Source organism: Bradyrhizobium sp. USDA 4541, assembly GCF_024171085.1.
GTDB classification, from domain to species: domain Bacteria; phylum Pseudomonadota; class Alphaproteobacteria; order Rhizobiales; family Xanthobacteraceae; genus Bradyrhizobium; species Bradyrhizobium australafricanum.
The window spans coordinates 8,801,805-8,820,459 of record NZ_JALJZF010000001.1; the positions used below are offsets into that span (position 1 = coordinate 8,801,805).

General features: G+C 58.3%; 15 protein-coding genes and 1 pseudogene. 6 read left to right on the top strand and 10 right to left on the bottom strand.

The genetic code is table 11. The features are described from left to right. Window positions 1-636: 636 nt before the first annotated feature. On the top strand, window positions 637-1,707 hold the full coding sequence (locus tag J2R80_RS41570; protein ID WP_305884571.1) for a cytochrome-c peroxidase: 1,071 nt from the start codon (window positions 637-639) through the stop codon (window positions 1,705-1,707). A gap of 804 nt (window positions 1,708-2,511) precedes the next feature. Here the strand turns inward: J2R80_RS41570 and J2R80_RS41575 are convergent. Continuing rightward, a pseudogene (locus J2R80_RS41575) lies at window positions 2,512-4,777 on the bottom strand (DPP IV N-terminal domain-containing protein). Between the two features lie 1,256 nt (window positions 4,778-6,033). Between J2R80_RS41575 and J2R80_RS41580 the strand changes: the two are divergent. Genes J2R80_RS41580 through J2R80_RS43900 form a run of 3 tightly spaced genes read left to right on the top strand, consistent with a single transcriptional unit; the run spans window position 6,034 to window position 8,492 of the window. Then, entirely contained in the window at window positions 6,034-6,561 is a 528-nt protein-coding gene (locus tag J2R80_RS41580) for a hypothetical protein (RefSeq protein WP_253640815.1), read from the top strand. 55 nt (window positions 6,562-6,616) lie between these two features. Next, a complete protein-coding gene (gene modC / locus J2R80_RS41585) occupies window positions 6,617-7,813 on the top strand; it encodes a molybdenum ABC transporter ATP-binding protein (protein WP_253640816.1) in 1,197 nt (398 codons plus the stop codon). After that, the gene (locus tag J2R80_RS43900; RefSeq protein WP_375162637.1) at window positions 7,773-8,492 is read left to right on the top strand and encodes a DUF2478 domain-containing protein; all 720 of its coding nucleotides are present in this window, start codon (window positions 7,773-7,775) and stop codon (window positions 8,490-8,492) included. Before modC ends, J2R80_RS43900 begins: the two co-directional genes overlap by 41 nt. A gap of 96 nt (window positions 8,493-8,588) precedes the next feature. Here J2R80_RS43900 and J2R80_RS43605 read toward each other — a convergent pair whose 3' ends face one another. Both J2R80_RS43605 and J2R80_RS41595 read right to left on the bottom strand, forming a co-directional pair. Further along, window positions 8,589-9,716: a Ulp1 family isopeptidase gene (locus J2R80_RS43605; RefSeq protein WP_309143797.1), complete on the bottom strand. Its 1,128-nt coding sequence runs from the start codon at window positions 9,714-9,716 to the stop codon at window positions 8,589-8,591. Then, the gene (locus J2R80_RS41595; protein ID WP_253640817.1) at window positions 9,691-10,188 is read right to left on the bottom strand and encodes a hypothetical protein; all 498 of its coding nucleotides are present in this window, start codon (window positions 10,186-10,188) and stop codon (window positions 9,691-9,693) included. The genes J2R80_RS43605 and J2R80_RS41595 overlap by 26 nt, the downstream gene beginning before the upstream one ends. 327 nt (window positions 10,189-10,515) lie before the next feature. On the opposite strand from J2R80_RS41595, the gene J2R80_RS41600 reads away from it, so the two are divergent. Both J2R80_RS41600 and J2R80_RS41605 read left to right on the top strand, forming a co-directional pair. Next, window positions 10,516-11,070, top strand: a complete 555-nt coding sequence (locus J2R80_RS41600; RefSeq protein WP_229194592.1) for a peroxiredoxin — start codon at window positions 10,516-10,518, stop codon at window positions 11,068-11,070. Window positions 11,071-11,076: 6 nt separating this feature from the next. Then, complete coding sequence (locus tag J2R80_RS41605) at window positions 11,077-11,625, top strand: carboxymuconolactone decarboxylase family protein (protein WP_253640818.1); 549 nt, start codon at window positions 11,077-11,079, stop codon at window positions 11,623-11,625. Between the two features lie 186 nt (window positions 11,626-11,811). Here J2R80_RS41605 and J2R80_RS41610 read toward each other — a convergent pair whose 3' ends face one another. The 7 genes from J2R80_RS41610 to J2R80_RS41635 form a co-directional block, all read right to left on the bottom strand. Further along, window positions 11,812-12,108: a ferredoxin family protein gene (locus J2R80_RS41610; protein WP_157348532.1), complete on the bottom strand. Its 297-nt coding sequence runs from the start codon at window positions 12,106-12,108 to the stop codon at window positions 11,812-11,814. A 39-nt stretch (window positions 12,109-12,147) separates the two neighbouring features. Further along, entirely contained in the window at window positions 12,148-13,455 is a 1,308-nt protein-coding gene (locus J2R80_RS41615) for an FAD-dependent oxidoreductase (RefSeq protein ID WP_253640819.1), read from the bottom strand. An 11-nt stretch (window positions 13,456-13,466) separates the two neighbouring features. Further along, complete coding sequence (locus J2R80_RS41620; RefSeq protein ID WP_050420689.1) at window positions 13,467-14,576, bottom strand: electron transfer flavoprotein subunit alpha/FixB family protein; 1,110 nt, start codon at window positions 14,574-14,576, stop codon at window positions 13,467-13,469. A 548-nt stretch (window positions 14,577-15,124) separates the two neighbouring features. After that, window positions 15,125-15,256, bottom strand: coding sequence for a hypothetical protein (locus tag J2R80_RS43390; RefSeq protein ID WP_256527903.1), 132 nt, complete (start codon window positions 15,254-15,256; stop codon window positions 15,125-15,127). A gap of 296 nt (window positions 15,257-15,552) precedes the next feature. After that, on the bottom strand, window positions 15,553-15,894 hold the full coding sequence (gene nifW, locus J2R80_RS41625) for a nitrogenase stabilizing/protective protein NifW (protein WP_253640820.1): 342 nt from the start codon (window positions 15,892-15,894) through the stop codon (window positions 15,553-15,555). Window positions 15,895-16,365: 471 nt separating this feature from the next. Beyond that, window positions 16,366-17,550 (bottom strand): homocitrate synthase, encoded by a 1,185-nt coding sequence (gene nifV, locus J2R80_RS41630; RefSeq protein ID WP_253640821.1) that lies wholly within the window; start codon window positions 17,548-17,550, stop codon window positions 16,366-16,368. Window positions 17,551-17,918: 368 nt separating this feature from the next. Continuing rightward, on the bottom strand, window positions 17,919-18,629 hold the full coding sequence (locus J2R80_RS41635; RefSeq protein ID WP_253640822.1) for a nitrogen fixation protein NifQ: 711 nt from the start codon (window positions 18,627-18,629) through the stop codon (window positions 17,919-17,921). Between the last annotated feature and the right edge of the window lie 26 nt (window positions 18,630-18,655).

Consider the following 18,655-nt stretch of genomic DNA (forward strand, 5'->3'; position numbering starts at 1 on the left):
TTCGCAATGCCTACAACCTGACGCTACGATCGATTCAAGCATTTTTAGCGTCCAGCAAGTGTGAATACGCTCTGAGACGGGCACATCCGCATTGTGGACGAACTCGCGCCAGCTGCACGCTTCACCGGCTGCCCCCGTGTGAGAAACGTCGCCGGTGTTGGTCGATGACCGCTCGGCCTAGTGTTGGGTTGAAGGCGCGCCGGGACAATCGGCGATAAGTTATCGCCAACGCTGCTCGCTTGTTCGTCGTCCGATCCAACGATCTTAGAGCCTGCAGACAAGAGTTTGGCACGATAGTTTTCCGAGAAGCACAAGACTTTGGACCGGTGGGTCAGAATGGCTTGTTCTGGATTGTGACGGTCGCGGCTCTGACCGACGGCGGATCCTGTAGGCTCAAGCTGCCCCCTGCCTATTGCTAGTGTGCAATTGTTCAACGCCAGCTCAGCGGCTTCGACCTTGCGCTCCGCTGGCACGGCAGTTGCTACTCAGCGCGTGAGCTGGGTTTGGGTGCAGCCTAGCCGCAACGCGGAAGATATCATTCGTCGTTGATTGCTGCGGATCTTTCTGCGGACGGACTGAAGCGCCCGCACCGCCCTATGTTCGCGATCGCCTGATCTACGACGAAAGAGGCTTAATATGAGGAAACCAGCGGCAGGCGAGCTTTATATGGTGGGCAAGCTATTTGTCGTGGCCATTGCCATTCTGGTTTCGTCGGCAGCAGGTGCCAATGATGATCTAATGAGCGCCGCCAGGCGACTTTTCATGCCGATCCCCTCAATGGTTCCAGCGGTGAAGGACAATCCGATCACCCACGAAAAGGTCGCCCTTGGCAAATCCCTGTTCTTCGATCCGAGGCTTTCGGCGAGCGAGGTCATTAGCTGCAACACGTGTCATAACGTTGGGATGGGCGGGGTAGATGCCGGTCCGACTTCGATCGGTCATCGCTGGCAGCAGGGTTCACGTCGCGCGCCAACTGTCTACAACGCGGTCTTCAACGTGGCGCAGTTCTGGGACGGGCGCGCGGCAGATCTCAAGGCGCAGGCCGCGGGCCCTATCCAGGCCGGCGTCGAAATGAATGCGACGCCCGATCGCGTGCTCAGCACGTTGAATTCCATGACGGAATATGTCGTTATGTTCAGTAAGGCATTCCCCAACGATGCGGCGCCCGTTACCTTTGAAAATTCTGCCAAGGCCATCGAGGCTTTCGAGGCGACCTTGATCACACCCACCGCCCCCTTCGATCAGTACCTTGAGGGCGATGCATATGCTCTCAATGATCAGCAGAAAGCCGGGCTAAAGCTATTCATCGAAAAGGGATGCTCCTCTTGCCACAACGGAATCAACGTCGGTGGACAGGATTACTTCCCGTTCGGCGTGATTAAAAGGCCCGACGCAAACTTGCTTCCGAGAGACGATAAGGGACGTTTTGCCATCACTAAGAATCCTAGCGATGAGTATGTTTTCCGCTCCGCGCCATTGCGCAACGTCGCATTGCGGTCTCCCTACTTCCATTCCGGTCAGGTTTGGAGTCTCAAACAAGCGGTTGGCGTAATGAGCGAGGTTCAACTCGGCATAAAGCTGAGTGACAAAGAAACCGACGAAATTGTCGCCTTTCTAAATTCGCTTACCGGGCAGTTGCCGAAGATCGATTATCCGATACTACCCACACGCACCAACGTCACGCCAAGGCCCTCTTTAGACAAATAGGCCGTCACGATCGCGACACTCCATGTGATTAGCGAGAATACAGCGCAGTGACTCAGGCCGCGACGAAGTCAGGATCGGGTGGTCGAGCTAAAGCTATCAGCCAAACCTCTAGGTCGCTACCCTTTCGCAGCTGACGCTAGCACTCTTTGGGCGCGGGTCGACTTCATCTCGATCCTAGGTGGCTCAGCCCCGGAAAGAACAGCTGGCACTGCAACAAAAGCCGCACTGAGACGCGCCAAGTGACGCTGCTACGAGGGATCCGCGCCTTCCGTAGCTCGCGAGCACCGCATATCATCGCACGCCGGCAATATTTCCACCCTGACTTCAACGATCAAGACGCCCCTACCCTAGCGCGAGGAGCAAGCGCGACGTCGCAGCAATTTGCAATACCGTCCGATTATGCGAAAGGCAACCGCTCTCTCTGACAGGAGAAAAAGTGATGCGGCAGCCGAACGTTTTTGGAAACCGTCACTCTGTACGATCTCACTCCAGTTGAGCAGCTCGAACTTGCGAGAGCAGTTTTGCCTCCCTTGCGCAATGTTACGACGGCACGGCAACTTCGATCTCGTATGCGGGACGCGCAACGCTGACGGGCGGACGCAGGCGCATTCGAATGCGCACAAGCTCCCGGAGGTTGCAAGCTGACATTGCCGCCTCAGCCGCGATGAGCTTCTTAAGAAGCCATTCAGTTGTGAATGCCCTTTGCCTGAAATGCTACAGAGCCCAAGTTTCGGGAGAGCTGTCGTGCGAAGTGTCATGGCGACAGCGACCAAAATGATCAGGGGTCCTTACGCCATCACCACGTCATTTGGCCTTCGGCAACTCGCTCATTGGGGCATTCCAGTTCGGCGTTCTCTGACCGAGTATGCTGCAAACAAAGAAGTCCAGCAGCTTGAGCTCGGCATAATTGCCCGGTGTTCCGTGATTGCCGCCCGGCACATAAAGCATATCGAAGAATTTTCCCGCCTTGATCAGCCGATCTACAAGCTGCAACGTGGAGGACGGATCGACATTCCGGTCCATTTCGCCGACGACAAGCATCAGCTTACCCTGCAACCGATGTGCGTTGTCGATCGCCGAAGACTGCGAATATTCGACGCCGACCGGCCAACCCATGTACTGTTCGTTCCACCAGATTTTGCCATGCGGTTGTCGTAGCAACCGCTGTTGGCCACAGCTACTTTGTAGAATTCAGGATAAAACAGCAGCGCGCTCACTGCATTCTGCCCGCCGGCGGACGTGCCAAAGATGCCGACATTGGAGATATCATACCAAGAATATCTTGCGCTGGCCGCCTTGTGCCACAGGATTCGGTCGGGAAAACCGCCGTCCTTCAGATTCTTCCAAGCAACGTCATGAAACGCGCGCGAGCGGTTATTCGTACCCATGCCATCGATCTGAACAACGATAAATCCCAGCTGGGTGAGCGGTTCGACCCGCGTCGAGAAAGATTTCGGAACGGAAGATCCGTGTGGGCCGGCATAGACATCCTCGACGACCGGATATCTCCTGTTTGGATCGAAGTTGACCGGCAGGTGAATGACGCCCCATATATCGGTCTTGCCGTCGCGCCCCTTGGCAGTGAAGCTCAGTGGCGGCTGCCAACCGACGCCGATCAGGTCTCTTATGTCGGCCCTCTCGACATTCGTAAGTTCGGCATTATCGCTGGTCCGGTACAACACCATGCGCGGCGGCAAGTCAAGGCGTGACCACAGGTCGGCATAGTAGCGGCCGCTCGGTGAGAACTCAATGTGATGATTGGCCTGCTCAGGCGTCAGCGCAGTCAGTCCCCTCCCATCGAAGTCGATGCGATAGGCGTGGATGAAATAGGGATCCTCCCCAGAGTTCATCCCGCTGGCGCCAAACCAGATCTGGCGTCTGATCGGATCGACATAATAGACCGCGCGGACCACCCAATCTCCTCTGGTGATCTGATTTTTTAGCTCACCGGTCCGGCCACTGAACAAATACAGGTGCTCATGCCCGTCGCGCTCGGACGCCCAGATGATCTCCTTCCCATCCTCAACGTCGTACCGGAAGGTCTTTCCAGTACGCGGCTGCAGACGCCCGTACTCGATAAAGGTCTCGCTGACCTCGTCAATCAAGGAGCGCACCTGCCCGGTGGCGGCGTCCACCTCGACAAGTCGATAGAGCTGATGCCCACGTTGATTGTATTCGAAGGTAAAGCCACGTCCGTCCTTCCACCACTTGATCGGCGACAGTTCATACGGATTTGGGAAAGCGGTGCTGTCGATTGCAATCACGCGCCGGCTGACGACATCAATGAGCACCGGCTGGGACAACGCCAGGGCATCACCCGGCTTTGCGTATGTCATCGACAAAGGCCTGGGTTGAATCTGGTCAGTTGGAGAAGATTCGACGTAGTGAATCTTCCTTTGGTCGCCTGGACGGATCCGATAAGCAGCCAGGCGAATTGAGTCCGGAGACCATCTCAACGTCGACAAAGCATAGTAGTTTCCTTCTGATCCGTCCCAGGTCAATGGGATGTCCTGCAAGCCGTCCTTGCTGCGCAGAAAGATATTGTAGTTTCTAATATAGGCGTCCCATCTCCCGTCGAGAGATGTACTTGTCTTCGACGAATGATTCACAGCAGGTAGCGTGTCGTCAGCACTCAGCCCTGATGGACCTGCATGCTTGTGCAGACATAACTTGCAAGTTCGCAGCTCCAGCGGGTATTCTCGATTTCGAAACTGAGCCTTTGACCGCTATCGGCCAGCTCGAAACGGGCGAAGGGCAGATCGTCGGCTTTGTAGTTCTTATGGCTCTTCCTGTTCAGCGCCGCCGCGAGGCGAATCTGATCAAAAGCTGGTCGCTTTACACCTGTGGCAGCATTCACCAGCATGAACTGGCGTTTGCCCTGGGTTGTACGTCGGTAGACGAACGACTCGCCCTCTGGCAGCCAGAACGGCACTTCGGGTACATTGACGGTGAGTTGGCCGTAGCGGTCGCCGATCGTCAGCGCTCGCTCATAATCGGACTGAACCAGCGGCGGACGGGCGATTTCGTCGGCCAGGGCATGCGTGGCAGCAGATTCCGGCTGGACCAGCATCGCAAGCACTACAAGAACTCCAGGTCGCATTTCATCCCACGAAAATGACAAGCTCGTGCCAACCGCGGCAACCTGACCAATGTCCGATCGCTGCTCGGTCGCCGGTGATATGCAGGGGCCATGCCAGCTGATGCGGCGCGCGTGCCGGCTCTTTTCGATCTCAACGTCGTTTTCGCGCCAAGATCTGTGACTGTTCAACGCACAGCTGGTCGGAGGTCGAACACAAAGCACATATCGCACGTGGTCTGGTGGTTGATTTCAGGCCGCAGCATGCTGAAAGACTTGAACTCCGGCTCCAACAACTGCCAAGGCAGCATGAAGATGCCATCGAAAGTCAACCGATTGGCTCCTACCGCCATCACATGCAAGGACGCAGCGATCTCCTCTTCGTTTCGCCACGGCTGCCGTGGTTGTTGCAGCTGGTCAGATATGCGATCATCTTCGTCATCAGATCGCGCGCCTCGGCCTCGACGGCAATTGCAACCGGACGATAAGTGCCGCTGGTTAGACGTACATCATTTGGTCGACAGCTCTTTGACTTGCCGTGAGGCGCAATCGATGGGCTGCCAATGATCGAGCCTCTGTCGGTATCGTTGCAGACGCCCCTGCCGGTCGAATCCGTCTGCTCCGAGAACGCAACGTCGTACTCTCGACACCTTGATGCGGGGACTGACGCGCAATGGAGCGGTGGTGTTGCGGTGTGCTGCTCCTGATGAGAGAATGTTGCACGCACTGGCACCGTTGATCGGTTGCGGCCGAAACCACCTGTGTGCTGATGTGACCAGGAGATCGATCATGAGTTCGCGCGTGACGCCTCGCCCTCCGGTTGCTGGGACGATCGCGCGCGGCTACGAACTGGGCTGGATCTGAATGCTCATGACCTAGCGATAACTCGCATCCGTGAGATGTCCGTCCAGGCGATCACGAAAGCTTCTAGATAGCCAGTCAAGTCCCTCAGGTTGCCAATGAGCTCACCTTCTCTCCTCCGGCAGATCGGTGAGGTCTGACAAACTGGATCGCATCGCCTTGTGCATTATTGGCGAGTTTGACGGTCGCACGTTCGCCAACGCACCATCTTCAGCGCAAGTGACGATGGTACCGCGCCCAGCTTCATCTCATCGCCCTGCATGTGCGGTTGATGACGCGAGCGTCCAAAACCCTACCATAAGATACGACCATCTAAGACGCCGGGCGGAGAGCGATGCGAAGCCCCTTCACGCCGGCCGCGCACCATATTCCTGGGAACGGCACGCGGATTGCTGGGCAAGGATCAACGAGCTGCCGCGAAGAAAGCGGTCGCAGCGGACCCGGAGTCCAAAATGAGGCTTATCCGATTGATCTTGATCGATCTGACTTTGATGCTGCTCGCACCGGGGAACGCAGAAGCCACGATTAGGGCCGCCGGCGCAGCCTTCACATCTGCTACCAAAACTGTGGCGTCATCGGAGCGGATTTCGGCCCCAGATCCAATCTTGAGCTCTGGCGCGAGCCGACAGCCTTCCGGCCCAACGACACAAGCGGCGCCATTTCAGCTTGCAACGAACACCCTCGGTCCGGTCAAGCCGGCTGAGCATTCCACGATGCTGGAATTGGGCTCTCCCTGTGTGATCGGCAAGCGCGCAGGGCAGCTTCCGATTGCCACGATGATCGATGGCTCGGAGATGCTCAACAAGCCGCTTGTCCTAACACCATCGATCTGTATTGCCGCAACCATGCGTTATGGCCTCTTGGGGCGCAGACACCGCGTTGGAGCGGAACAGACTGGATTCTCGGAGGCATGGTGATCGCGGCGATTCTGCTCGTGATCTTGGTAGAAAGATACTTCACAGGCGCGGGCACGTGAGAGAAGCAAAACCTGGCTATATCGAATTCGCCTTCAACGGCTCTCTCGCAAACATCCCGCTGGTGGCCCAATTCAGCGCGCCAGCCAAAGGCATCACGGCTATTTTCGGGCCGCCTGGCTGCGGCAAGACCGCGCTCGCACGCTGCATCGCCGGCGTGCAGCGTCTGCCGGGTGGATTTTGCGCAATCGATGGTGAGATTTGGCAAGATCAGACGACGTTTCGGCCGCCTCATCTGCGTCCCGTCGCTTATGTATTCCAACGACCAATTCTTTTTTCGCATTTGTCCGTCAAGCGCACCCTTCTGTTCAACGCGTCAAAATCGAAACCGACACTGATCGACTTTGATGGCGTGGTCGAATTGCTCGCCCTTACCCCGCTCCTCGAGCGTTCGCCATCGCATCTTTCTGACGCCGAGCGACAGCGCCTTGCCCTGGGCAGCGCGCTGCTGGCACAACCTCGGTTACTTTTGCTTGACGACCCGCTCATTTTGCTCGACCGCTCCGCTAAGTGCGAGATCTTGCCGTTTCTCGAGCGCATGCGGGAAGAGCTCCCATTACCCATGATCTATGTCAGCCATGACATGACTGACATAGAGCGTTTTGCCGATCATCTCGTCATGATGAAAGACGGCGTTGTGACTGCGGCCGGGCCACTCAATGTCGTTCAGACCGCCCCGGCTCTTGCCGCGCGCGGCGATGCGGCAGTCTGCCTTGATACCGTGGTCGGCGGCTATGACGGGCGCTATGGGCTGATCATCCTCCGCCTCAAAGGTGCGCGCCTGTTGATCCCTGGAGCGCCGCTTAGGCCGGGCGCGCAGCTGCGGCTGCGCGTCGCAGCCGGCGATGTCAGCATCGCGTGCGAGCCGCCGCGCGCCAGCTCAATTCTCAATGTCTTTCCGGCACGCATCAAAGCCTCTCTGCCGTTCGACGATGCTGAGATCACCTTGGTCCTGGCTCTCGAAACTGGCCGTTCGGGCGTACCGCTTCTGGCCCGCATCCCGCGTCGCTCCTTTGATGCGCTACGGCTCAGCGATGGCATTGACGTATTCGCCGAGGTCGCGCGCGCCGTGCCGGTCGCAGTCCCCGAGCGGTTGCTCGCAGGGCCTTCCACATCAACAGGAGGCGTTCGACAGATAAGCGTCGATACGAGAAATGAACAGAAATCGGAGTACGACAGTGAGCGACAATCTTGATGAGATAGATCCGAAGCATATTGCGGCTGTCTTCGACCGGCCAGACGATGTAGATATGCTACGGGGCGATTTAGCCCAGGATCTCGCGCGGCGAGCCGTACGCGTCTGCGGCATCATCCGGCGATACTTGACGGGCGCACACGGTACCCGGCCTGGTCGCAGAGGACATTATGTCAGGGCGAGAAACCTCGATTTCCGAGCAAGTCGGCAGCGCAACATTGTCTATAAGCTGGATACAAATGGACTCGCGAAAGCCGCAGCTATCGCTTTCCGAGCGCTTCGCGAGCTGGTCGATCTCCTCGCGATGGGCACATTTTGCCGGCAGCAAGCAACTGGCGGCCGCCTGCGCGCCGAATTCGTCGACCCAATCGCCCGTGACGTACCACTTCTGACAGCCGTTCTAGTTAGATGTCTTGCCGCTTGGCGAACTTTCACGCGTGATGTTGGCACGTTGCTATTTTGCGATCGCCAAATCGTTCAGCGATGGTGGCGCGATATCTCCGCGCGCCTAGCGCGCAGCTGGGCTTTCATTCCCAGCTGCGACTATTTAGGTACTATGATACCGGAGCGCCTGATGACGACTGTACGACCACCAGATACGTCGCTCCGAAATCGCCCGTCGGACTCCGTCGCCGTCTCTGAAAACAGCCTTAGCTCCGGGCTCCGCTCCTCGTTATGAGACACCATGATGCTTTGCGAAGGTTCCGATTGTGGACGTTCAGCCGGCGAGAAGTCGCGGTTCAATCAACTTGGCGCTATTCAGTCGAGGCCGATATCAGCCCCTCAGCCGGTTTTGCAGTGCCTGCCGATCAATGACGAGATTGGTGAGACTGAGGTCTGACTGCCGTCTTCCCGCGAGCCGCCTGACCAGCGCCCGCGTACCGTCGACCACAAAGACACCGCAGTCATAGCCGTTCCTCTGCTGGCGTATTGAGGCGCCTTGCAGATCGGCTCCCACCCGCGCTGCGAGCATTGCTGCATGCCTGGCGTTGTATCCCTGAGCTGAGTCGTAGTGGACCGGCCCGTCGCGATCGCGGCGGTCCACCAGCAGCAACGACCAATGGGAGCCGCGGCGATCGAGGTCCGTGGCGCTGGCATCATTGACCGGCAAGAACAGGAAGTCGGCTGTATCGTTGCCATCCCGATCGTCGACAATGCGATGGAATGCGGCTAGCGCGTCGGCATCGGTCCCCTGGCCCACCCGAAAGGCCATGAGAGGATCGACGAACCAAGTCCTGGCGGCGAGGTTTGGATTGCTCGCCCACAACTCCTGCGCCAGGAGTTCGTAGTCCCGCTGGATATGCTCGTCGCCCAGCCATTCCCTCGCTCCGAGAACCCGTCCGCTGCGGTCGCTGGCAGAGGCACCCGCAGCCGAACCAGCGACCCGGGTCTTAGGAACCGAGGATGGGCCAGCATGATAGACCAGCTGAGCGTCGCGGCGTCCTCGCGGACCCAACGTGATGGAGTAGGTCTCCCCGTTGATGGAGACCGGCTGGGGAGCCATTCGCGAACTCGGCAACAGGCTTTTTTTGTCCAGTACATCGAGCAGGACATCCGGCACCGGCTGTGAGCCATGCTGCCAATCCTCGCCGACGCGATTTCCGATGTCCTCGAACTCTTGAGGCATACCCGATGGCCCGATGAAGAACGGAGGTCTCTGCACCGACCCTGACTGGGCATCGTCACGCATGTCCGGCGGTGTGGACGGCAGGTCAACCAAAGAACCAAGACCCCGATAGATGTCTGAGAACCGAGCTGGCTCGCCCATCGGCGTTGGAAAGTCCAAATAGGACGGCAGTTGCCGGGACCAAGTCGAGCTCGACCCGGCCTGCTCCTGCAAGCCGGCCGGGCCAAACGGGCCTAACACCGGCGGCCACTCACTTACGGACGGCGGCGTCGGCAAATTTCGTATCCAGGTCGAGGTGGAGGTTGAGTCCGAGCCTGCTCTTTGCTGAGGAAAGCGTACACCCCAGCGCCCTGTTTGCCTCGACGACTTGCACATACTGCCTGAGCTTCTTGAGCGTCACGCCAGATTTCCTGTTGGCTTCGGCGCAAGCCCGGTAGTCTGCATCCAGCGAGCGTTGCTGCTCATTATTGCCGTTGATTCGGCTTGCGATGCTCGCCTTGCCCTCTGTGCGGAGCCAATCACCGAACTTGCGTTGCGCCGAAGCAGTACTTTGAATGGTTCTTCTCCTATTCTGGGAACTCGAATCGAGCTTGCTCAGCTCTTCGTTGGCAAGGCCAGCGATGAGGCTGGCGTCGTCGTCGTAAGGACGAAATCCTTGTTGGGGCTCGAGACCTAGATATTCTCTAAAGGGATCGAGTGGGGCCGTCCGCTTTGTGGCTTTACTGAACGCCGCATAATCTGCGTTCAATGACGATTTTGCGCAGCATTGCCGTCGATTCGGTCCATGATGTGATAGCCGCATGTGCGTTGACACTCTACAACCTGACGCTACGTAGATTTCCAGCCTTCATTGTCACCACAGCGAGCCTGGTTTGGGTTCATTCCTGTTTCAGATGCGGCACATCCTCGCAGCTTGGTGATCGCCTGCCGTTTCGAGCGGCCTCAATGCGCGAGGCGAACTCAGCCAAGCCGCTGCGCGGCGCAACCAGGACAATCGGCTCTTGAGAACTGATGGCATGTCGTTTGCTTCAGCAGCATGGTCACCATGTCCGGAAAACAAACGTGTGAGGACCGTATGCTTGGAATTGGAAGTCAATTGCCGCCGTTCGAGATTACAGGCGTGAAGCCTGGCTTTCAGGCGCAGGAAGAAGATGGGCAGAGTGCATTCGAGACGTTGACCGAAGCCAGCTTCCCGGAAAAATGGAAGATCATCTTCTTCTATCCCAAGGACTTCACCTTCGTCTGCCCGACCGAAATCGCCGAGTTTGCCCGGCTTTCCAAGGAATTCGTCGACCGCGATGCAGTGGTACTGGGGGGCTCGACTGACAACGAGTTCTGCAAGCTTGCGTGGCGACGCTCACATGTCGACTTGCAAAATTTACCAATCTGGCAGTTTGCCGACACAAAGGGGACCCTGGTCGATGGCCTTGGTGTGCGTTCCCCCGAAGGGGTCGCGTATCGCTACACCTATATTGTTGACCCCGCCAACACGATCCAGCACGTCTATGCGACCAATCTCAACGTCGGGCGCAGCCCCAAGGACACACTGCGCGTGCTGGACGCCCTCCAAACTGACGAGCTCTGTCCCTGCAACCGCGAAATCGGCGGCGAAGTCCTGAAGGTCGCTTGAGGCAGCATGTTGTCGATCGAACAGTTGAACGAAAAGATCCCCGATTTCGCCAAGGACGTCAGGCTCAATCTGACGTCCTTGATGGCCGATGAGACACTCTCGCCGCAGCGGCAATACGGGCTGTTGCTGGCGAGCGCGATTGCCACCCGCAATGTAGATGTCATTGCCGCAATGGAATCCGCCGCGGTCGCCGTGATGACGCCCGTGGCGATCGCGGCAGCGAAATCTGCGGCCGCTGTGATGGCGATGAACAATGTGTACTACCGCTTCGTTCACCTCGCCTCAAATTCGGAATACAAGACGATGCCGCCACGGCTGCGCATGAACGTGATTGGCAGTCCGGGTGTTGACAAGTCTGATTTCGAGCTATGGTCACTTGCTGTCTCCGCCATAAACGGATGCGGTGCTTGTATCGATGCCCACGAGAAGACACTGCGAGCTGCGGGCGTCAGCTCCGAAGTGATCCTCACTGCCGTGCGTTCTGCCGCTATCGTCCAGTCAGTGGCGATTGCTATCGAAGCCGTTCGGCCGAGCCCATCCCAGGCAACGCGCTGATTCCTCCTCTGCCAGCCGATCGACAGGGTGTGGCGCCGTTCCGTATCGCCACACCGATCCTGTTACCTTGATGCGGGTCTAGCTCAAATTGCTCGCACCGTGCCAGAGGCGGAACGCGCGAAGGATGCAAATATTCCGACGCTTAGGGAGGCTCGTACCACGGCTCGTTCCATCCTCACCTCACCCTCAGCCAAATTTGAACAGCACCCCATATCCGCCGCGCGGGTAACTCCACTGGATATCGCCGGTGGGCTCGGCGATCACCCGACAGGTACCGCACTCGATACAGCCGTCAACAGTCACCTCGACTCGCCCCTCATCGTTCAGCTCATAGCATCGCGCGGGGCACGCTTTCAAAAGCGCAACTAGCTGCGGCGATGGGGACGTGTGTGCGCGAACCTTGACGTGAGGACGACCAATGTCGACAAGGTAGCGGTTGTAATACAGCTTGTCTTCCACGCGCACCGAGGGTTCGGCATCCATGCTTTGTCCTTCCATACTTGGAACTCACACTTTTGATAATTAGCGCCAGGCTCGCGCAAAACGACATGCATCGCCGAACAGCCCCATCCATGAGCGCGCCTTGACAAAGGATTTCAAGGTCGCCTTCTCCTTCTCAACCTTGGGCGTACCATCGACCCGCACAAAGTTTTGCATTGCCTTAGAGATGAGCTGCGGATAGGTGAGAAAGAAGTTTTGTGAGTGAGTATGCATTAGGGGTGGCAAATCCTTGTACTTCTTGAGGTCCTTGATGACGAAGGACTCATCCAACATCTTCTTGTAGAGCGACAGATTTGTCGCTGTCATCGGCTCGCCGCGCGATTTCACCAAGCCGATCGCTTCGGCCGCTATGCGACCTGAGGTCATCGCGAGATTGGAGCCCTCGCGATGAACGGCATTGTTGAGTTGCGCCGCATCGCCAACGACCACCCAGCCTTCCCCGTAGAGCCGTGGGATCGATTTGTAGCCTCCTTCAGGGATGAGATGCGCCGAATATTCCTTGACTTCGGAACCTGCTAGCAGAGGCAACACAGAGGGATGCCTTTTGAATTGATCGAGCAAGCCGTAGGGCGTCTGGCCGGTGCGCTGGAAATCGGCGACGAGACAACCGATGCCCAGCGAAATACACTCTTTGTTGGCATAGATGAAACCCATTCCGGTCATACCGCGGGAAATGGTGCCCGCCGCCTCGATCACGACGCCTTCTTCGCCCTTAAGATTGAAACGCGCTTCGATGGTCTCGCGAGGCAAGAAGTGCATTTCCTTGACGGCGAGCGCAACGTTATCGGGTGTCGGCCGCGCGCGCAGGCCCGCGCGCGTCCCAAGCAGACCATTGACCCCTTCAGCGAGCACGACGACATCGGCATGTATTTCGCCGTCGCGGCGATCTGTACGAACGCCGACAATCCTTTCACGCTCGTCCCGTACGAGCTCCGTCACGGTCGTCTCGCAGAGCACGGTCGCGCCGGCTTCGCGCACCTTTGACGAGAACCATTTGTCAAACTGCGCGCGTATGATCGTGTAACGGTTCGGCCGCTCCTCGTTGAAGTCGTCCGAGCGGTAATGCATCCCGACATGCGAGCGGTCGTCCATCATCCAGAACCGTTGTTCAACCAGATGACGTTCGAGCGGCGCCTCTTCGCGAAACTCGGGGATTAGCTTTTCCATCATGTCCGCGTAGAGGATTGCGCCCTGCACATTTTTCGATCCAGGATATTCGCCGCGCTCGAGCTGCAGCACCTTCATGCCTTGCCTGGCCATGGACAGCGCCGCCGCGTTACCAGCCATACCGGCTCCTACCACGATGGCATCGAACCTCTCTTCAATCATCATCATCTCCTCTAGACCGCGATCCGCGCGCGCGAATTCGGCAAGAGCCGAGCGCGAAATGCCGCCGTCAGCGCCGGCAGCAATTGCATGGCATCACTGACGATCGCAACATGGGCGAAGTCGAAGATCGGAGCACGTTTGTCAGTATTGATGGCGACGATCAGATCCGCCCCCTCGACACCCACCCGGTGCTGGATCGCGCCGGAAATACCGGCCGCAATATAGAGCTTTGGCCGGATCGTCTTGCCGGTCTGACCGATCTGCCGATCAGACGTAACCCATCCCTTCTGCACCAGAGGACGCGAGCAGCCATATTCAGCGCCAAGAAGAGTTGCAAGCTCGCGCACCAGCCGGAAGTTCTCAGGCGATCCCAATCCCAAGCCACCCGCAACCACGACGTCGGCATAGGCCAGATTTGATGTCTCGGAATCACGATCTGGGAGGAACGACAGAACTTTCGTGACAATATCGTCTTCGACAAGGCCGAGCGGATGGACGATGATACGGGCCGCATCACGTTCGACGCGCTCAGGCATCGGCATGACCCGCGGACGCACTGTTGCCATCTGCGGACGATAATTCAAGGTATAGATCGTGCAGAGCAACGAGCCACCAAAGGTCGGACGCGTCGCCGCAAGAGAACCATCGGCGTCGACATCGAGCGCGGTGCAGTCGGCAGTGAGTCCCGTTGACAAAGTGGTCGCCACCGAACCCGCGAGATCGCGCCCCAGCGTGGTCGCGCCCAACAGCAGGATCTCGGGCTTGTAGGTATTGACGAGTTCGGTGAGCGCTTTGGTATAGGATTCATTGCGGTAATCCGCCAAAACGTTGTCGCTCACGAGATAGGTCAGATCGGCCCCATAGCAAAAGGATTCAAGTGCGGCGTTACGGGTGGACTGCCCCTCCGGGCCGACAACGACCGCGGCGAGATTCACCTTCAGCTTGTCGGCAAGCCTGCGCCCCGCTCCCATGAGCTCCCAGGAAACCGGATGCACCTGGCCGCGCTCCAGCTCGACGAAAACCCAGACATGCTTGTAGGCCTTAAAGTGCTCCGGCAGTTCCTTCTTGGCTGCTGCCCGGCCGGCCGCCGCAGGCACAGCTGTTTTGGTGACATTGCTCATGCTTTAAAGTCCCCTCAAGAATACGCGCGCCCGCGCCACAGGTTTGTATCTAGATTCAGTTGACTGAGGATCAGTTCTGATCAGCAAGTGGCCTGGCTGCTCGGCTGCCCGGCCCGCTTAGTGCAAACCGACCAGGCAGTAAAACTCGTCATCGACGTAGACGCTCCGGGCGGGCCAGAGCCAGAGATGTCCTCGACGGTAGTGCCTCGCGCGCTCGGTTCGACAAGCGCCACGGTGCCGGCGACGCCGCTACGGCATCTGTGCCCGGAAGAGTTGTTGCGTCCGCCTGCTCTGCAGTATCGGCGCCTCGCTTTCGGCCCAGCGCTCTGCACCGGGTGCGACCACCAAAGCGATCGGAGCTGCGCACCTGTCATGCACTGCGTGGTCAGCCTCCAGCCCCGGCACCTTGCATCGGCCGAGCTTGGCGCCTCCGCCGGACGCATGTTGCTATCCGCGTTGCGACGAATGCCACTTTGCACGCATCCGCGGACTCGCTCGACGCTGACGACTATGTACATGCCCTCTCCAGATGTTGCGCAACGGACAACTTAGCCAATGACCACCATCTCACGGTCGGTGTCGGCTTCGTTCGCATCAAAGGCCATATCGAACGGACCGGGTGCGAGCGTGAGCCGCGAGATCATGCCGCATCGCTCGGTAGGCGGTAGAAGCAGCGTCATAGGTGTTCCTTTTTTTCATCTCGGACGACCGCCATCTGTCAGCATCGATGACGGGATAGGCACGACAACAGCAAGTGTCGTACCACTTGCAAGAACCATCGAAAGTCAGGCGGAAGCAATGATTTGACAGAAACTTAAATGCTCGCTCAGGGCCTTGGACACGATCAGTCCGGACATGGGTCGGGAATGCGACAGCGTCGCTCGGGTCATGGCTGGCAGAGAGATGATCTGGATGAAGGAGCTTTCAGACCGCACGGCAATCGTTAGAGAGCACCTCATTGCGGTGGAGCGCGAAGTCACTTCAGCTCGCTCAACGGAACAAAGGCTGTCGGTTTGCCTGGGCCTGCAACCGCATCCTTCAAAACCTTGAATACTCGCTGATCAATCGGCCGCGATGCCACGAAATCAGCATAAGCCTGCTCCAGCATCGCTTTGCACCGAGCTCTGATTTCCAGCTCTGTGGCGCCAGAAAATTGCTCTTCGGCGAAATATTGTCCCATGCGCTTTAGGATGTGAAGGCGCGCGACATTTACAATCTTCGGATCATAATCGACGCCAAGCAGCGAAAAGAACTCCTCTGCCGACGAGGCGTTGCTAAGCCGGTCCAGGATAGGGGCGGCCGGGGATGAGTTGATCATCGAAAGGTCTCCTTTGGATCAGCTCTCGGACGCCAAATTAGATACTCTTAGCGCCTGATGATATTGCCGCGGTTCTACCTCGCACAGCGGGTGCGCATCGCCAACGCCTGGAACGCCGACGCGCTCAACTTCGCTATCCAGATCTGCAGGTTCGGCGGGCGCCGACGTCAGCCCGGATGAGGAAGGGGCATGAACGGCCAAACCGCAATCGGTGCTGATGCTCGTCCGACCGGTGGTCGGGCGGGACGGCAGCCTCAAGAGAAGACGTCGCTTGGCAGCGGCTCGCTGCCGGATTGCAGATCACAGCATGAATGCCGGAATAGCCCGTAATAACTGGAGCGCAGATTTGCGACCAGCGAGCTGGCGTGCGGAAGTGGGTCATTTTCGCGCCAATCAGTGGCATCGGATGGCCTCCTTGCGACGCACTTGGTCTCTCGAATAGTCGGCGCAAACGATGCTAAGCACGGCTCTTCACTCGCTTTGGGTGGCTGGGCATCCGCACACGTCGCGCCAGATCGCCGCCACCGTTTGGCGCTCGACCGGCAGCTTGTGCTCGATCGCATGCTTGCGAACCTGCGACAGGATCTGTCTGGCTTGATCGGCGCTGGCGGCCAGCTCGAGTTCATCGAGCAACGCCGTAATCGCCGCAAGTCCAGAATGCTTGCCGATCACAAAGCGGTTGCGGCGGCCAAGCAAAGCCGGATCAAGCGACTGATAGGTGCGCTGATCCTTCAAAAGGCCATCGACATGAATGCCGGATTCGTGCGTAAATACGTACTCTCCAACGATGGCCTTATTCAGAGGAATGGCACGCGCGGCCGCTGCAGCCACCAATGCGGCGACGTTCTCGAGCTCCGGAAGTACGATGCCGGTCCCGCGTCCGTAGAGCTGCTTGAGTGCGACCGCGACTTCCTCGAGCGGCGCATTTCCGGCCCGCTCGCCTAACCCGATGACGGTCACCGAAGCGTGGCTCGCGCCAGCTTTGATGGCTGAGAGTGTATTGGCGGTTGCGAGTCCGAGATCGTCGTGGCCGTGAAATTCGAGTTCCAAATCGGTGGTCACACGCAGTTTCCTGACCAGCGCGTAGGTTGCGTCGGGATCGAGCACACTGAGCGTATCTGCAACACGAAAACGACGCGCGCCCGCGGCTTTTGCGACTGCAATCAGCCGGATCAGAAACTCGACGTTGGCGCGCGAAGCGTCCTCGCCGCCAACAGAAACCTGAAGCCCCTTCTGACGAGCATAGCCGACCAATTGCCTCACCTGTTCCAGTGCCAGGCTGCGATGACCGCCGAGCTTGGCTGCGATCTGCACATCGGAAGTCGGGATCGACATGTTGATCATGGACACCCGGGCTTCAATCGCCGCATCGACGTCCGCTTTCCTCATCCGGCACCAGCCTATCGTAGTCAGCGGAAGATCTGCTTCGACAATGGCGCGGATTGCTGTGATTTCCTCATTGCCCATCGCGGGCGTTCCCGCCTCGATCTCCGTGACCCCGGCCCGCGCGAGCGCCTGCGCGATCGCCAGCTTTTCCTTCGTGGTGAACGCAACACCGGGCGCCTGCTCCCCGTCCCTTAGCGTCGTATCGTTAAGCACGGTCGGCTTCGCGCGTTCTTGATCGAACCATGAGGGTTCGTCGCTAGAGGCGATCACGCAGGCTGGCTCCTTATCTTTGACCACATCCCCTTAAGCAACCCGCATGCCACTGCGCTATCCCTGGCAACGGATTGAAAATCTACGCTTCCTTCCTTAACCTCCTCCCGCCAATGGATTGCCGCAAACGCGACTGGCTCATGAAGCGGGCGCTTTTGCCATTCCCAAGTCAAGTTCGAAAGCCAACCCGATTGCAGCGCGCCGCGATGTTGGCGATTGATCCCGGAGCAATTCTGGCCGGCATGTCTTGGATCCATGGCCACTTGCTCGCATTAAAGCGACGTTTATCCGCACGATGACATGCCGCGGGGATCGCCAGATCCTGGAAGCGTTGTCGCGCTGCAACGCACGAGAATATTTGTGGCAAGTCAGATGGGCCAATCAGCGGTGACCTGCTGGCGAGCCGCCTCCAGCAACTGGTCGCGCCGGCGCTCGGCCATCCGGCTCTCACCGCTTTCTTCGCCGAAACAAAGGTTGAAGTCATTACATTGCGTGCACACTGGTGTTGTGCACATCGCGAGGCCTTCATCCTCGCAAAGCATGCGATAGAAGAAACGCTTCCAACGCATATTGTTGACATTGCGCGCGGCGAGCGGCGCGTAGTGACGGCTGAGCAGCCGAGAGAGCTCGCCACGATTGCGCAATCCGAGATCTTCCCATAGATGGTCTGGTTCGATGGCTCGTCGGGCGATCATGGCAGCCAGCCAGCGGCCGAGATCTCCTTCCGTCGAGCGGTGTTTCAGGAGTAGATCGCGCACCATTGCGATTTCGTCGTTCTCGTTGCATTTGCACCTCAGGAGCTCATCGGGGAGTTCGACCTCAAGTGAGGGAAAGTACTGCGCGAGCAAAGCCGCGAGTTCATCGCCCGATAGGCCAGTCTTCTCCGGGAGAGCGCCACCATCCATCGTGGCAGCCGCCAGAATAGATGCCAAAGCGTGGCGGTCGAAATGACTGTCACTGGCAATGTCGGCAGCCGCAGAAAGTACGCCGGTGAGGAGGCGGTAGGCTACAATTCCGTTGGAACTGCTCGCATCAGGCTCACAAGCAGCCATAAACGGAAGGAAGTGCACTTCGGACATGATTTTGTGGGTCTCTATAGCGGCCG

What these genes read in the sequence shown, in the direction of transcription:
- J2R80_RS41570 (WP_305884571.1), top strand. Translation starts at nt 637, where the DNA reads ATGAGGAAACCAGCGGCAGGCGAGCTTTATATGGTGGGCAAGCTATTT.
- J2R80_RS43900 (WP_375162637.1), top strand. Translation starts at nt 7,773, where the DNA reads ATGAACAGAAATCGGAGTACGACAGTGAGCGACAATCTTGATGAGATA.
- J2R80_RS41600 (WP_229194592.1), top strand. Translation starts at nt 10,516, where the DNA reads ATGCTTGGAATTGGAAGTCAATTGCCGCCGTTCGAGATTACAGGCGTG.
- J2R80_RS41605 (WP_253640818.1), top strand. Translation starts at nt 11,077, where the DNA reads ATGTTGTCGATCGAACAGTTGAACGAAAAGATCCCCGATTTCGCCAAG.
- J2R80_RS41610 (WP_157348532.1), bottom strand. Translation starts at nt 12,108, where the DNA reads ATGGATGCCGAACCCTCGGTGCGCGTGGAAGACAAGCTGTATTACAAC.
- J2R80_RS41615 (WP_253640819.1), bottom strand. Translation starts at nt 13,455, where the DNA reads ATGATTGAAGAGAGGTTCGATGCCATCGTGGTAGGAGCCGGTATGGCT.
- J2R80_RS41620 (WP_050420689.1), bottom strand. Translation starts at nt 14,576, where the DNA reads ATGAGCAATGTCACCAAAACAGCTGTGCCTGCGGCGGCCGGCCGGGCA.
- J2R80_RS43390 (WP_256527903.1), bottom strand. Translation starts at nt 15,256, where the DNA reads ATGACGCTGCTTCTACCGCCTACCGAGCGATGCGGCATGATCTCGCGG.
- nifW (WP_253640820.1), bottom strand. Translation starts at nt 15,894, where the DNA reads ATGATCAACTCATCCCCGGCCGCCCCTATCCTGGACCGGCTTAGCAAC.
- J2R80_RS41635 (WP_253640822.1), bottom strand. Translation starts at nt 18,629, where the DNA reads ATGTCCGAAGTGCACTTCCTTCCGTTTATGGCTGCTTGTGAGCCTGAT.